The sequence below is a fragment of the Ginsengibacter sp. genome (assembly GCF_057362405.1).
Genome location: NZ_JBMQQG010000032.1, coordinates 1 through 14,777, shown reverse-complemented (window position 1 = coordinate 14,777; position 14,777 = coordinate 1). Strand labels below are relative to the sequence as shown.

Here is a 14,777-nt window from a genome sequence, read left to right as displayed (position 1 = left end):
TCGGGATAAATATCTTCTGCGAACCTTATCTTCAAAATGGTATTTTTGGCCCCTTTGGTTGTAATGCGCACCCAGCCTGCAAAATTCTGCCCCATATCAAACACTTTCGTATTTGGTCTGGAAACTTTAATTTCTTTTGGTTTAAAAATTTCATGCACTTTGATGGCAGGCATGGTGTGCGAAACCAATTTCACTTTATACTTCGCAAATACAGTAACTGGTTTCCAGTTCGAATCGTCGTAACCGTTCTTTGTCCAACCTCCGTGGTCCTGGTTAGCATCATACACTTCACCATCGTAAACACAATCGTAGGCGATTGGTCCCGGAGCACAACGCCAGTTCTTATCAGTAGTTATCCAACTGGTACTGCCATCCCTATAGGTAACCAAAATCTGCGCAATCGCTTTCTTACTGCCAAACCATTGCATCCTATATGTATCCCACCATTTTTTATAGGGATTATACCAACCATTTCCAAGATGAATTCCAAGAGTATTTTCCCCCTGCTTGAGCAATGCAGTTACGTCGTACGTATCGAACAAAACATATTTGTTGTAAGGTGTTTTGGCGGGCGCCAGCACGTGATCACCCACTCGTTTACCATTAATAAAAAATTCGTAATAACCAAGGCCGGTAATGTAAGCACGAGCCGATTGAATCGTCTTCGCCACTTTCACCTCGCGTCGCAATAAAAGTGATCGCCCATCATGCACAATGCTGTCATTGCCGGGCAGTTGTTCCTTCACATCTTTATAGAATCCTTGTGACGGCAGGAGTTCCGGGGTTCTCCCGTTCCCAATCCAATTCGCTTTCCATTCATCCTCGTTTAAAAAAGCAGTCTCAAATTTTTCTATAGGGCTTTCATAACGATGCATGTTTCCATCCCAAAAGACGACTTTCCAATAATAGGTATTGTTTGATCTGAGATTATTATTATCATATTCATGCTGGATGGTTTCATTCGAAACTACTTTCCCTGAATTCCATAAATCCGGATGATTCTGGCTTAGCAGCTTTTTTGAAGAGGCCACCATTAACTGGTAACCCGACTGCACCTGGTTTCTGTCCGGAGAAGAAACAATCCAGGAAAACCGCGGATGTTCTGCGTCGATGTTGATTGGATTTTCTGCATACTCCACCAACATTTTTTCAAACTTAAATGAGGAAATTTCCTTCTGCGTATAGCCCGTCGACACAAAGCATTCAAAGGCAATAATCAACATTAGTCGCGTCTTAACATTACTAAACATAGATCTTCTTCTTCTCATCTTTTTCAATCAATTTATTTTCCGCCGATGATAATAAAAAGCCCGTCTCAGGCGCATTCAAAATTTATTGTAAAATAATTTTTTTATTTAGACTGTCCAATTACACTTTATGTGCACCTCTTGTGCAGCCAGGCAGGTGATGGCACAATACTCCAAACATAGATTGTCGGTTTATTTGGAAGCATGGCTAACGCACAAGGCTATTCGACAGTGCCTGCAATGAACGTTTTTTTTACCGTATGGACAAAACAGAGGAAAATACAATGCTCTCAATTCGTATAATTATTCATTCACCTGCGCAAGGTGTGATATGAGATGCTGTATTTTTGCACGGTAAATGCGATCGTATGCACATAACACCCGATAACAAGCTGAAGAAATTAATTGTGATTGGCGACAGGTTGCTGATAAAACCCACCCAGGCGAATGAACGAACTGCCAGTGGCCTTTACCTGCCGCCCGGAGTGCAGGAAAAAGAAAAAGTGCAGCAGGGGTATGTAATCAAAGCCGGGCCGGGCTATGCCATTCCTATTCCCGTGGAAGATGAGCCCTGGAAAGGGGAGGAAGAAAAAATAAAATATATACCACTGCAGGCAAAAGAAGGAGATTTAGCTATCTTCCTCTTAAGCGGTGCTACCGAGGTTATGTACGAAGGAGACAAATATTTTATTGTACCACAAAGTGCTATTCTGATGCTGGAAAGGGAAGATGATTTATATTAATTGTTCACCCGTGGCCCCCCAAAATGTCTACGCAAAAGTAGCCCATGTCATATTAAATTTGCGCATAACAGCATTAGCATAAAGGCTATGCGTGCAGCCAAAGTTTTATTGACGCGGGTTTTTTGAGTTACACTGGCAACGAGCTATTTATTTTTTTTATCAAAGCGGTCAATAACTTAAGTAACACGGCCCTTCCGGTCGTATTTATTGGGAATCATCAGAACCTATACGGATATGCGATAGCGCCCGGAGCCCACCAACTCCTTTTGTATGCTTCGACCAAAATAACAACAGTCTTTAAAATCAATTAAACCAAACAGCATAACCTTGCCTTCTTAAATCCAACGCGAGCTTTTCTTCCATTATCAATGCTTCTTGCCTGGTCATGGGTTTCAGATTTATATCATCGTATAGGCTAGGTCGTAAGTAGGTGCCATATTTCTGAACAATATTAGCAGATAACTTATGGCCTTTCTTATTTACATAGCCGGCTTTATGCTGCCTGAACCGTTCTGCCGGAGTCTTACTGGTCATGCCCACATAAAGACATTGAAGCACTCCATTAAATTGGGGATTAGCAGCCCGGAACTTTGCATTTTCTGTAAAGACCCGTTTTGATAACTCTACAACGTAAACCTGGTACCTCATTTTTTTAATTATTATTATGCCAATGAACGAAAGCAATATTTGTCTCCTGCGCTTCGGGCGGTTGTGCCACCCAACGATTCATGGAAAATTTAAAAGTCTTTCGGTATTTTATTCTAAGATAATGCTAATTTAGAAAGCCAGGTGGGGTTGCGCATCAACTCCTATATGGGGAGGCGATGAATTCATTTAAAGACTATTAACCTAAACATTTCATTTAATAATTAAAAAAGACAGTTCAGTTTACTCCCTTAAAGGAAACCCCTGTAAAAACAAGGGTCGTCTGTTACCAACACTCTAATTATTGAAATTGGTTCCAGAGATTAGGAACCGAAATTTCTGCCGGTAACATTACAAAGTTACATTCTTTTTAAAGGCACATTTAAAAAAATGAATAGCCTATATCCATGAATGAAGAAAGTAGCAACGTCAAGATTTTTTTCTCTCATCAAATTAAATCGGTAACTTAAACATGATAGGCCTGGCGTATGCACAGATACTCTTTTTCAATTATTAGTGTTTTAATCGGCAGTGTGTGGTTACTGGTAATTTCGTGCCATAAAGAATTTAGTTACGAAGCCGGCAGCGCTCATTTAGTTGCTGTCGGTTCTTTATCCGATTCACTGGGCCATTGCGGCGGCATAGCCATAAGTGGTTCCTATAAAACTACTATCGCTTTGACGGATAATAATTATATAACGGTGGAGGTCAATATCGGCAGCCCCGGTTCTTATACCATCTATACCGACACGGTGAACGGGTTTTATTTTAATGCCACCGGCTATGCAGGTGTCACCGGCTTGCAGTATGTTAAGCTTAACGGGTATGGCAAACCGTTAGTTGCGAACGCAGCTGTGTTTAAACTGTATTTTAATAACAGTAGCTGCACATTTACCGTTGCCCCGGATTCTGCCACGTTTAACCTCTCCGGAAATTGCAACGCGACCAGGGTAAATGGCACTTATATAACAGGTGTGCCTTTAGTTGAAGGTGATACTATTAATATCCGCGTGAATGTTATTAACCCCGGCCCTTACAGCATTGAGACAACCGCGGTAAATGGAATCAGTTTTAGCGCCACCGGAACTTTTACCGCAGCAGGCAACTACCCGATAACCCTTACGGGAAGCGGCACACCTGATACTGCAGGCAATACTACCATACCGGTAACTGTTGCTGGAACCAGGTGCACCTTTGTGGTACCTGTTATCAGCGACACGATGAACAACAGGATGTTCTGGCGATATACCGCGGACGGAGTAGATGAAAAGGGACTGTTAGACAGTGGTATTGTAATTACCAGTGTTAATATGCTGTATCCGTCAAATACCATAAATACGCTGCAGGTGTATGGAGCCACCGACGGTCCTTTTGGTGCGCCTATTACTTTCCAGTTATTGTTCTCACGCATTAATCATGCACTCACAACAGGCTCTTACCACCCGGCCACTAATGGCAGCAGGGATTTTATCGGCTTTGTATTGCACTTTGACAACACGGGAAATCTATCGGCTTCAACTGCTTTACCGGGTTTTACCATTCTTATTACAACCTATAATGATTCGACGAGGCTTGTGGAAGGCAACTTTGCCGGGCCGGTTATTGATGAATTTGGCCAAACACATTCTATTACCAGCGGCGCATTTAGAACTTATTTTAAAAAGTAACGGCGTGCTGCCTTGCTATCAATGAAAATAATCTTCAAGGGAATATTGCAGCCCGCACTGTAAATAAAATTTCATTATTTTGTCAGCTAAATAACCAAAACAACTTTTATGAAAGTTTTTTTTAAATTTCTCCCTGCAATATTGATTTCATTTTTATTTTTTTGTGCTAACGTGCAGGCACAAACGACAGATAAGCCTGTTGATTCAAGTGATGGCGGCGATAGCAGTTACTATACTAACGTGGAGGTAGAAGCATCATTTCCCGGTGGTCAGCCGGCATGGGTTAAGTATATCAGCAAACGGATAATGCAGAGTATAGATCAGCTAACCAAAAAAGATTACGGAACCTGCATTGTAAAATTTATAGTAGGAAAGAATGGCTATGTAAGCGAAGTGGAAGCCACAACAATGAAAAAATCCAGGCTCGCCAAAATTGCTGTGGAGGCTATTGAAAACGGCCCGCGATGGATACCGGCTCAGCAAAATGGCAGGTACGTAAATGCTTACAGGTTACAACCGGTGACACTAACAGAGCCGGATAAGTAGGAGATAGTTCCGGTGAACTCGGATCGTCCGCGGGGACGTGGAAGTATTGTTCACGCACAAGGCTATTCGATAAAATCTACATTAAACAATTCTTTTCAAACCTGATCTAAACAGTGGAGCGCCAACAACTAAATAAATTTCTTACCAGGATGAACTATTGCCTGGTGCCGTGAACACCGCCATAAATAACGAGCGCTACTAATGGTATAAAAATAATTAAACCAACAATTAACGGCTTCCAAATAGGCTTCTTGTTATAGTTCATCTCGCCAGGAATGTATTTTTTATAGACAAATTCCGACAATGCACTGGCACCTAAAATACTCAGGACAATTCCCGTTGATGATGTTGCCTGCCCGATCAACGTTCCAATGGCAATTTCACAAATTGTTATTCCAACAGAGATTCCAAAAGCAATTCTGGCCTCCCTTGGTTTGCCAATACTGTTGAGGTTCTGCATTAAGAGTACTCCGCCAAAAATAGCGCTAAAAATAATCGCGAATCCCCGAACGGCATTTCGTGAATAAATAGGAGGTTTGTCAAAGTCTGTTAGCTGATCGTCAAGCGAATTAGTTGGCTCCATAAATTCTGTTTATAAAATTATAGGGATGGCAAAAAGTTATTCGTCTTCTTAAATAAATCTTCGTCTGCGTGTAACCGTTGCCAAATGTATAAATTAAAGTTCATTATTAACAGGTCACCAGGACTTCAGCTTAATGTAACAAGGCCTGGCCAAACAACACTTTTATGTACCCCCGGCAAAATAAGGTGCTTAGGAAGATTAGTCATGGCCTTAGCGAAGCATGACTAATACGCAAGTCTATACGCAATGTTCCTATTAACTATAAATTACTTTCGATATCCCGGTCCGGCATTGTTCCCGTTATTGCGGAGTGGGTCCTTGTGTTATCTGAACAAAGTCATCAGGGCGAACCCATTTGGCAAAGGCATCCTTTATGTCCTTCGGTGTGAGCTTTAAATATTGTTCGGCAGTAATGGTGGGCTGATTCAAAGGCAACCCGTTTACCGACCGGCTCAGCAATCCGTTACCGATACTACTCACGCTGGATTCAGACAACTGTATATCTCTAAGCGCCATCGTTTGTGCCTGCTTCAATTCTTTATCGCTTACAGGAGTAGCTATCATTTGTTTGAGGTCCCTTACAATAATCGTTCTTGCCTTAGACACATTGGGCGGATCGCAGGCATACCTCACCTCGTATGTGGATCTTGTTTTTCCAATTTTGAAATCGGAACCTACATAGTAAACCAACCCCGCATTTTCCCTAAGGTCCTTGTAAAAACGGGTAGCATAAAACCCTCCTCCCAATACATGATTGCCTAACTGAAGCGCATAATAATCCGGGTCACTATAAGTTAAAGACAGGGTATGCGCCAGCGTTACGTTATCCTGAACCCGGCTCCGGTCCGGCACTGCCGTAGCTTCCGGTTTATTTTCGGGTACGGGTGAATAATCAGTTATGGGAGGAGTACCGGATGCTTTCCATTCACCGAAATATTTCTCTATCACAGATTTCGCCTGCTCCGGGTCTACCTTTCCAATAACAACAATACTGGTCAGATCGGGACGGAAAACTTTTTGATAATAATTATTTACAGACGCTAATTTCAGTGAATCGACGCTTTTTGGCGTACTATGCCTTAACTCCGGGTCGTTAGCAGGTAACAGCGCTCTCTCTAACGCCAGGTTAGTTAAAAAACCCGGGCTTTGAATTTGCCCGGCAACCTCTCTTGCTGTTTGTGAACGTACCACTTCAAAAGCATGTTGGGGTAACGCAGGATGCAACAAATTATCTGCCAGTAACTGAACTCCCTTTTCGAAATGATCACTAAGCACTTCAAGTGAAAAATCAGTCCCGGCATTTTCGTTTGCGCTGATATCGTCTAATTGCTTCTGGAAGTCGATCCGGTTATAGGTTGTGGTTCCATAAGGAAATAATTGTGATAGTACCTCGTCGACTCCTTCTTCCCCTGCAGGCGCTTCAATGTCAGCATTATTTTTGACGGCTCCGTAAATGCTTACAGAATTACTGATATTTTCAGGCTGTATGATCAGCCTGATGCCGTTATCTAAAGTATATACAACGGGATTAACCACGGAAGGCGGAACCTTTAATTCCCTCTTTAACAAATCAGCCCATTCGGGAAGTTCAACTTCTTTTGGATTGTTGGATGCAAATGATTCTTTTCCTCCAAAGCTACTCTTTGATAAAGGTTTTCCTGAAGGTTCAGGAGTTAGTACCGCGTAAATGGCATGAGCAGGATTCAAATATTTTCTGGCCACCCGGTTAACATCTTCCAGCGTTACTTTTTTTAACATGGTCAGCTCATCATCAGGAGAATTCTTAAGGTCAATTGCAACCGCAGTAGACCACCTGTCAGCTAACCCTGAAATTGAATTTTTTCCAAACTCTGCATCTGCAATTTCATGCCGCTGAGCGGCTTCAACCAGGTCAGCAGGTAAGCCGCTTTTTACATAGCTTGCCAGAATATCGCTGATTTCCCTGATTAGTAATTTAGCATTGGCGCCTTTCGGAAACACACCCAATGCAAAAGATAATCCTACTTCCGGCATACCCGAAATCTGAAATCCGGCATACAAAGCCTTCCCCTGCGGAACCAGTCCGTAAAGATCGGCACGCTGGCTACTTAAAACGTCTGACATAATTTTGGCCGCTGGATAATCAGGATCTTGGGTTCCGGGCATCCGGAAGGATGCTAAGGCCAAACCATAAGGGAGATCTGTAGGCAGCTTTAACGTGTCTGACTTTACAGGTTGCAGGTTAACAGAAGGCCTGGCGGGCAGCTTTACGGATGGGATAGTTCCAAATGTTTTTTCAACTTCATCTAATGTCTTTTGCAGGTCAAGATTACCGACTATTACTAAAACCGCATTATTAGGTGCATACCAGCTATCGTGAAATTTTTTAAGCATGGCAGCAGTAGTCTTATCAAAAGTAGGCCGGGTGCCTAATCCACTATTCTCGTATGGCGTACCCTTGAATAGTGCTTTTAATAACTTAGTAAAAAATACATAAGTTGGGTTTGACATATCTGCTGCCACTTCCTGCTCAATGGCGCCCCGCTCATTTTTCCAGAGGGAGTCTGTACTTAAAACAGAACGCATGCGAAGTGACTCGAGTTTCAGCGCTATACCCAAATCTTCGGCCGGCAAAGTAAAATAGTATTGGGTAACCGTCTCACGGGTATCCGCATCAAAATCGCCACCCATAGCTGCGCTGATGTCTGCCAGTTGATCGGCATCCAAACCTTTGCTTCCGCGAAACATCATGTGCTCAACGGCATGAGCTGTTCCCGGAAATCCCTGCGGCGTTTCCTTTGACCCAACGATATAATTTAGTTCTGTTGCAACAACCGGCGCCAGATCATTTTTCACAATTATTACCCGCATACCGTTAGTAAGCGTTTTTCTTAATACCGAATTTCCTTCGGGGGACTGGCCAAACAAACAGGTTGATGCAGATGTTAAAACCACGAGTATAAGAATCAAGCCTCGTATCGCCGGCGCCGGAATTACGTCTTTAAACAAATTAATAAACAGCCTGCGTAAGAAATCATGACTTTTCATAAACTAATATTTTATACGTTAAAATTAATGTTGTCTAATGGTTGAAGATGTTCCGGGTAGGCCAGTTGATGGTTACTTATACCAATAAAGTTACCACATAAAACCATTGCCCCGGTCTTTAGTGCAAAGTACTATCATTGGGGTTGCTTTTGTGTCACGAATTGGTTTAAAGCTTAACGTATTTGTTTTATTTAGTTTACCCAGTTCAAGTTACGGTAACCTAAATGCAGCAACATATTTTAATTGAACCAGGCAATGGCTTAAGACCCAAAGCATGACTCGTCCCGTATTCAGGAAAGATGGCTAACGCACAAGCCTATGCGAACAAGTCCCGTGCTAAACAACCCTCTTATATACCTGCCCGAATAGAAGGAAATAGTCTGGTCATGTTATTATGGAAATCAATTTATTGCTTGTCCTATAAACATAAGCGTATTTGTTTCTGGGATTGTTACATGAACTTCCCGCATTCCATATTCCTGGTCAAACGGCGCTTTAAATTTTATTCCATCCAGTTTACCTTTCATATTATCCCATACTTTTTCTATATCATCTACTTCAAAATAGAATTCCATTTCGCCAATATCCGAACCTGCCCGCAAGATGTGTACTGTTGTGTTGTCTTTATACAGGATTACATAAGTTTTATCATCTCTTCTCACCTCAAAGTCAAGCACATTTATAAAAAATGAAACCGTCTTATCAATATTAAAAGAAGGTATCATTGGGCTTACATATTTTGCTTTGTACATTGTTCTGTAATTTATGTGTTGGCATTTTCAACTTGCAGCCGGTTGGTGATTTCTTTGATAGCCGCAGCAGGCAGGTATTGATAAGCTTTATCACGGTTAATTACTTCTTGTTTCCTCCTATTTTTTTAGCTACTACAAAGTTTACGGTACCGGTAGGTACAAAATATTCTTTGTATGACGCTGCGCTTCCTGCATATAAGGCATTGCCCATTAGGGCGGCAGTTATACTCCAGGAACTACTGTTATAACCAAGAGCTCCTTTGTAATTGCCGCCAGGTAGTACTTTCACCTTCTGCTTTGTGGTTCCACCATTTTCTTCTGAAGATATATTTAAGTTAGCACTTGCGATAGCTGAGCCTGTGATAAAAAAATGCCTGCTTAATACCAGCGTGTATGCGTAACCGATACCCGGTCCTATGCTCAAAAATTTTATTTGATTAATCCCCGCTTGTGGGTATATGGTGCTGGCAACGGAAGGCACGAAGGCACTGTCGGCGTTTACAATTCCATAATGGCTTTCTGCTCCGTATAAAAGCGAACCGGCAGATTTTGTTTGCCAGTCCTTTTGATTGAATGCGGCTCTGAAAGAAAATTTGTCGAAATTAACCACTCTGTAAAATGAGATGCCAACGATATTCCTGTGAAGGTCGGGCCGTTTATAATAGTCGCTTAAGCTGAGGCCGTTCTTATCTTTAGGGTCAAGATAGTAACCCCTGAGAAACGCTCCTAAAATATCAATCGCGAATTTTCTCGCATAAACATGCAACTGCAGATCAAGGCCTTTTGTGTCGCCCCTTCCTTTGTTGGGGTTTAAGAAATTAAACCCGTAAGAAAGATTCAGGGTAATAGCTTTATAAGTAAACCCTGCACCGAGATTTAGTTTTGAATTGGTCCTGTAATTAAGATCTTCTTTGCCGGAAGACGAAATAGTCAGAGGAGCAAATTTGCTCGACAGATACAACCTGAGAATCAGTTTTTCGGGGTAAATAATATAATATCCGTTATCGACAGTATCGGTATTTTGAGCAAAGGAACGTGTAGAAAAAAATAATGTCATAAGACATAAGCCACAGGCGAATTTGATAACGCAATGATTCCTTTTCATAAAAGTCATTTTAGGATGGAAACACAGATACCAAATATACCAATATCTCATCATCATTTTTAAACGCTTAGTCCTCGTGCGGTTTTTTTCCCTCGCCAAAAAAGAATGCGCCTGGAATTGGAATACTTATCAGGCTTTTACTTATTTTATTTTCTTACGCATTAGCCTCAGCAATATATATAAATACCATACTTATCGTATCACCAGCATAAAGTAATTGTTTTATTTAGTTCAACCAATTTCATGCTATGGCTGCGGCGTCTCTGGTAATTTCGTTTAATTAAAGCAGGCAATGATTAAGATGCCGGGCAGTACATGTCCGGTTCCTGGGGTTGCATGGCTAACGCAAAAGGCTATTCGATAAATGCCGGGCTAAACAATTTTTAGATATTTGGACGAAATAGGAGAGTGGATATTTTGTTGGTCGCTTTTATTCGTTCGGCCCTCAATGAAGCAGACAAGGTATGTCAATGAGTTTATATTCCTCAATCATCAAAGCAGAAAACGATAGTTCTTCATTTTATTCCAAAATGCGGCGGAGATAATTTACCTGGCCGAGGTGATAATTTAAATGAAGTAACAACTGCACCAATACGTAGTTGGTAGAAGCATTGGGTTTGTCGAAAAATATTGGGTAGTCAGACTCCATTTGGCTCAAAGTGAGGGCGTTTACTGTTTCGTTGATCATTGGAATAAGCTCTTCCAACTGGGCCACGAGATCTTTTCTCCCCACATCTCTGCGAATAAATTCCTGGTCGCGGTTGCGGACATAATTAGTTTTAGCAAGTACAACTCCTATATGGTGATTGAGCCCACCAATTATATGCAGCGCAAGATTTCCACTTGAGTTCTTCACTGATCCATAAGTTTTCCATATGTTTTCTTCGCCTTTAAATAAGTTGAGTTCTTCAATTAGTTTGCGGATATCCCGCTCATAAAAATTAGCTATTTCGTTATTAGACATAGTGAATTTGTTAGTTGACGAATTAGGTTCACCTTTTGAATCATAAAATTACCGCAAACTCCTAAATATAAGTCGCTGTGTTTTGGCTTCATTGCCATCGGCGGAGGTTAATACTTTGAATTGTGATGTAAAACATCGGAAGATTCTGTCGTTATCGGGGCTTCATGGTTAGTTCTTAATAATTTAAAGCTGTTGTTGTGAAACCCCGCCAGGACGGTAAAACGAGTTAACACATTCTTTACTCAGAAATGACAATCATCAGTTGCCATACTTATAACTTGTATGAAACTTAAAAACATTTTATGAAAAGAATTATTATCGCGATTGCATTAATAGTTGGTTCAGCTGGCTTCACGTACGCACAGACCACCACACCCGCTGCAACCACAAAAAAACAGAAAAAGGAAAAAACCACATCCGTTCAAACCACCACTACGCAATCAACAGGATTAAAAAAAGATGGTACGCCCGACATGCGCCTAAAGGCTAATAAAACGAAAGCCCAAACCACTACCATTGCCCCTGCTGCAACACCGGTAACTAAAACACAACCCACTGTACAGCCAAAGGCGGTTCAGCAGGTTCAGCCAAAGGTGCAAACCCAGGTTTCAAAAACAACTTCTGTAAAAACCGCGGACGCTGTAATAGGAACTGATGCTAAAGGCAGAACGTTATACCAGGGTCCAAAAGGTGGCAAATATTACATCAATAAAAATGGTAACAAAGAATACGTAAAATAAGGCGCACTTCTTTTATGACTTTATTATCAATAAGGTTTCATGCTTTATATATAGCAAGGCATGAAACCTTTTGTTTTGGTCGAAGTAATCGCATTTATGGGTTTACCAGGAGATTGTAACAACAGTCAGTTATGTTTGGGCTTCATAACGCACAAGGTTATTCGACAAAGCATGCGTTAAATGATCCTTTTTATATTTTTAGATGTAATTAGGGCAATAATTACAGCTGGATAAATTTATTTTTACGCGTAACTATTTTGTAATAGTGTAAATTAATAATGAAGCAGTTCTGCCAAAACGTAAGGGTGAGGCCACAATTAATTGATTGAGCCGGGGAACAAAAAGAGAAGTCCTTGCCCCGGAATTCGTGGAAATTCTTCCGTTTGACGCGTAGGTGTTTGCATCTGCTTGACGGAAAACATCGACAAAGCCTTCGCCGCAACTCACGTAAATTTCTTCGCCTGTTGCGTTATAAAATATATCATCTGTGTCGCCATCAATAGAGAACGAGGTAATTGTTTTCCCTGTCTGCGTATCAATAATTAAAAGTTTGGGGGAATGCCGGCAACCTAAGAACATCCGATGGTTGGCTTCATCTAAAGCCATAGGGAAGTTTGAAGTTGCATCATTCATTTTCCATTTTTCAACAACAGCATTTTTATTCAAATCAATAACATCAATTTGCTCTTCATCGGGTACATTCACGTAAATCTTTTTCGAAACTTTATCTAATTGAAACGATTCCGGGTGCCCGGGAAATTTTATTTCATTAATAAGTCTAAAATTGGTTGCATCAATTATCGCAATTCCTCCATTGCCATAGCCAACATATATTTTCTTGCCGGCCGAATCGTAACGAACGTTATCGGCATCGCCCGTGAGTGCCAATGAACCTATTTTTTGAAAGGTAGCGGCATTAAAAACATCGCATTCACCATTGTCACCATTAGCTACAAATACTGCATCGCTTTCCGGAATATAAGCGACTCCTTGTGGCTCATGTAACCCTTTAATAGAATGAATTACCTTTTTAGTTTTCAAATCAACAACTTCAACACTATTGTTTCCCAGGGCGGCGACAAAAATAATTTGATGTGTATTGTCAATACTTAAATGATCAATTCTGCCGCTTACACCGGGTAGTGGGATTGTTGCAGTCAACTTTAGTGAACTGGTTTTATTTTGTGCGTCGCATCCATTTAGGGCAAGTGTAAAAATAATAAGGACTGCAGAAAGGTTCCGGCTCATATTTTTGATTATTTTTTTGAAAACCATATCATATCTTAATTCTATTATTAACCTCATTAACTATAAATTTAATAGCACTTGGAGGGAACGGGGACACACAACTCACATTTATTTCGCAAAGCGTATATTTCCCAATTGCATTGGCGGCGTTGGGGTCGTTAATAAAAAAATCAGCATCCCAAATAACCGGCATCACGTTATCGGCTATAGATAATTTATCCATTAGTTGCGGCACCCATTTATTTTCCATTATCTCCTTCAGATCATTAAACAAACCACAGTTTTCAGTAAAATAATATCGCTTGCCTGGTGGGATATATGTTTCACCTCCTGGGTCATAAAGGGCATTTATCTCCTGGTAACCAAAGCCGGCAACCTTCCTGCCGGTTACGTAGCATCTCACCATGCCGTTTACTATATAATTATTCCACTCCTGGTCTATCAACAATCCCTTATTTGAAAAGAAACTTTTGAACTGATTATAAAAATCATTCCACGACAAAATTATTGCTTCACCACTGCCTTTGGCATGAATTATTTTTACTTCTTCCGCTGAGGCGCCAGCCATAATTTTATATACGCCATCACCTCCGTTTCCACGATATTGCTTTAGCACCCTTATCCCGAACGACTGTAAAGACTGGCGAAAATATTTTGTAAAGTCTTCGAACGAAGTGTAGATTTTTATATCGCTTCCCCAGTCCATATCCTTTGTTTTGTACAATATATCTTTTGTGCCCATTTTTAATATTACTTCGGGATGCGTACTTACAAAACAACCTTTATCGGATAATTTAACCAACAGGGAATCCAGTTTCTCTCTGCCGTTACCCTGCTCAATGGGATTAACCCAAACTAAAACGGCATCGTATTTAAGGAGGTCATTACTTAATTTTTCAGCAACCTGGTCATTATATACAACGGATTCAATATTTGATCCCTGCGCCAGGAATGCGAGAGCCAGGTCCTTATATTTTTCTTCTGTTAAAGCATTTCTTTTAGAATTGACATCACCATATACAACTACTGCTAAATTAGCTTTCATGGCCTCTTTTCTTTATAATTGAACAAGCCGCAAGTATCGTTTTACCAATTATTAGCTTTAGCTAACGGTCATCTTTGTTCCTGTACCCGCCCGGGGCTGGCTGACAGATTCCATAAAGCCATCCGATACCTATCGGTTACCAAATCTAAACTAATTGTTTTATTTAGTTTATCCAATTTACTCTATGTGTGCCCTTTGTGCCACGATTTCGTTTATTTGATGGTAAGGAACGACTTAAAAAGCACGACTTGTTCCTTCTTCCCGGAAGCATGGCTAACGCACAAGGCTATGCGACAAAGCTTGCGTTAAACAATCCTTGTTATGTTAATGGACGAAATAGAGGTTAGTTTCATTTACAGTTATTTAACTGGATAGTTCTCATTTCAAGCGTGGATTAGCTGAGGTCAGGCTGGGATATTATAAACTAATTGAATGGATATCGTAAAAAAATAATGAAGGATTAGC

General features: G+C 40.9%; 13 protein-coding genes. 4 read left to right on the top strand and 9 right to left on the bottom strand.

Annotation, left to right across the window (positions count from 1 at the left end; genetic code table 11):
- The coding region (locus ACO1O5_RS02495; RefSeq protein ID WP_486268134.1) for a family 78 glycoside hydrolase catalytic domain at positions 1-1,268 on the bottom strand (1,268 nt) is incomplete at its 3' end.
- 347 nt (positions 1,269-1,615) lie between these two features.
- Here ACO1O5_RS02495 and ACO1O5_RS02490 point away from each other — a divergent pair.
- Positions 1,616-1,990, top strand: a complete 375-nt coding sequence (locus tag ACO1O5_RS02490; protein WP_486268132.1) for a co-chaperone GroES — start codon at positions 1,616-1,618, stop codon at positions 1,988-1,990.
- Positions 1,991-2,293: 303 nt separating this feature from the next.
- Here ACO1O5_RS02490 and ACO1O5_RS02485 read toward each other — a convergent pair whose 3' ends face one another.
- Positions 2,294-2,638: a ribose-5-phosphate isomerase gene (locus tag ACO1O5_RS02485; RefSeq protein WP_486268130.1), complete on the bottom strand. Its 345-nt coding sequence runs from the start codon at positions 2,636-2,638 to the stop codon at positions 2,294-2,296.
- A gap of 485 nt (positions 2,639-3,123) precedes the next feature.
- Here ACO1O5_RS02485 and ACO1O5_RS02480 point away from each other — a divergent pair, with 485 nt between their 5' ends.
- Positions 3,124-4,302 carry a hypothetical protein gene (locus ACO1O5_RS02480; protein ID WP_486268128.1) on the top strand — a complete coding sequence of 393 codons (1,179 nt, stop codon included), beginning with the start codon at positions 3,124-3,126 and terminating at the stop codon, positions 4,300-4,302.
- A 108-nt stretch (positions 4,303-4,410) separates the two neighbouring features.
- On the top strand, positions 4,411-4,848 hold the full coding sequence (locus ACO1O5_RS02475; RefSeq protein WP_486268126.1) for an energy transducer TonB: 438 nt from the start codon (positions 4,411-4,413) through the stop codon (positions 4,846-4,848).
- 154 nt (positions 4,849-5,002) lie between these two features.
- On the opposite strand, the gene ACO1O5_RS02470 is transcribed toward ACO1O5_RS02475, so the two are convergent.
- From ACO1O5_RS02470 to ACO1O5_RS02450, 5 genes are all read right to left on the bottom strand, one after another.
- Positions 5,003-5,431 carry a hypothetical protein gene (locus ACO1O5_RS02470; RefSeq protein ID WP_486268124.1) on the bottom strand — a complete coding sequence of 143 codons (429 nt, stop codon included), beginning with the start codon at positions 5,429-5,431 and terminating at the stop codon, positions 5,003-5,005.
- 300 nt (positions 5,432-5,731) lie between these two features.
- The gene (locus ACO1O5_RS02465; RefSeq protein WP_486268122.1) at positions 5,732-8,458 is read right to left on the bottom strand and encodes a M16 family metallopeptidase; all 2,727 of its coding nucleotides are present in this window, start codon (positions 8,456-8,458) and stop codon (positions 5,732-5,734) included.
- A gap of 401 nt (positions 8,459-8,859) precedes the next feature.
- On the bottom strand, positions 8,860-9,210 hold the full coding sequence (locus ACO1O5_RS02460) for a VOC family protein (RefSeq protein ID WP_486268120.1): 351 nt from the start codon (positions 9,208-9,210) through the stop codon (positions 8,860-8,862).
- A 100-nt stretch (positions 9,211-9,310) separates the two neighbouring features.
- On the bottom strand, positions 9,311-10,315 hold the full coding sequence (locus tag ACO1O5_RS02455) for a DUF4421 family protein (RefSeq protein WP_486268118.1): 1,005 nt from the start codon (positions 10,313-10,315) through the stop codon (positions 9,311-9,313).
- Between the two features lie 520 nt (positions 10,316-10,835).
- Positions 10,836-11,279 (bottom strand): DinB family protein, encoded by a 444-nt coding sequence (locus tag ACO1O5_RS02450; protein ID WP_486268116.1) that lies wholly within the window; start codon positions 11,277-11,279, stop codon positions 10,836-10,838.
- A gap of 302 nt (positions 11,280-11,581) precedes the next feature.
- Between ACO1O5_RS02450 and ACO1O5_RS02445 the strand changes: the two genes are divergently transcribed.
- Positions 11,582-12,019 (top strand): hypothetical protein, encoded by a 438-nt coding sequence (locus tag ACO1O5_RS02445; protein ID WP_486268114.1) that lies wholly within the window; start codon positions 11,582-11,584, stop codon positions 12,017-12,019.
- Between the two features lie 252 nt (positions 12,020-12,271).
- Here ACO1O5_RS02445 and ACO1O5_RS02440 read toward each other — a convergent pair whose 3' ends face one another.
- A complete protein-coding gene (locus ACO1O5_RS02440) occupies positions 12,272-13,324 on the bottom strand; it encodes a YncE family protein (protein ID WP_486268112.1) in 1,053 nt (350 codons plus the stop codon).
- Positions 13,296-14,312, bottom strand: coding sequence for a Cj0069 family protein (locus ACO1O5_RS02435; RefSeq protein ID WP_486268110.1), 1,017 nt, complete (start codon positions 14,310-14,312; stop codon positions 13,296-13,298). The genes ACO1O5_RS02440 and ACO1O5_RS02435 overlap by 29 nt, the downstream gene beginning before the upstream one ends.
- Positions 14,313-14,777: the final 465 nt, after the last annotated feature.

Coding starts and splice junctions, on each gene's coding strand:
- ACO1O5_RS02490 (WP_486268132.1), top strand. CDS start 1,616: ATGCACATAACACCCGATAACAAGCTGAAGAAATTAATTGTGATTGGC.
- ACO1O5_RS02485 (WP_486268130.1), bottom strand. CDS start 2,638: ATGAGGTACCAGGTTTACGTTGTAGAGTTATCAAAACGGGTCTTTACA.
- ACO1O5_RS02480 (WP_486268128.1), top strand. CDS start 3,124: ATGCACAGATACTCTTTTTCAATTATTAGTGTTTTAATCGGCAGTGTG.
- ACO1O5_RS02475 (WP_486268126.1), top strand. CDS start 4,411: ATGAAAGTTTTTTTTAAATTTCTCCCTGCAATATTGATTTCATTTTTA.
- ACO1O5_RS02470 (WP_486268124.1), bottom strand. CDS start 5,431: ATGGAGCCAACTAATTCGCTTGACGATCAGCTAACAGACTTTGACAAA.
- ACO1O5_RS02465 (WP_486268122.1), bottom strand. CDS start 8,458: ATGAAAAGTCATGATTTCTTACGCAGGCTGTTTATTAATTTGTTTAAA.
- ACO1O5_RS02460 (WP_486268120.1), bottom strand. CDS start 9,210: ATGTACAAAGCAAAATATGTAAGCCCAATGATACCTTCTTTTAATATT.
- ACO1O5_RS02455 (WP_486268118.1), bottom strand. CDS start 10,315: ATGAAAAGGAATCATTGCGTTATCAAATTCGCCTGTGGCTTATGTCTT.
- ACO1O5_RS02450 (WP_486268116.1), bottom strand. CDS start 11,279: ATGTCTAATAACGAAATAGCTAATTTTTATGAGCGGGATATCCGCAAA.
- ACO1O5_RS02445 (WP_486268114.1), top strand. CDS start 11,582: ATGAAAAGAATTATTATCGCGATTGCATTAATAGTTGGTTCAGCTGGC.
- ACO1O5_RS02440 (WP_486268112.1), bottom strand. CDS start 13,324: ATGAGGTTAATAATAGAATTAAGATATGATATGGTTTTCAAAAAAATA.
- ACO1O5_RS02435 (WP_486268110.1), bottom strand. CDS start 14,312: ATGAAAGCTAATTTAGCAGTAGTTGTATATGGTGATGTCAATTCTAAA.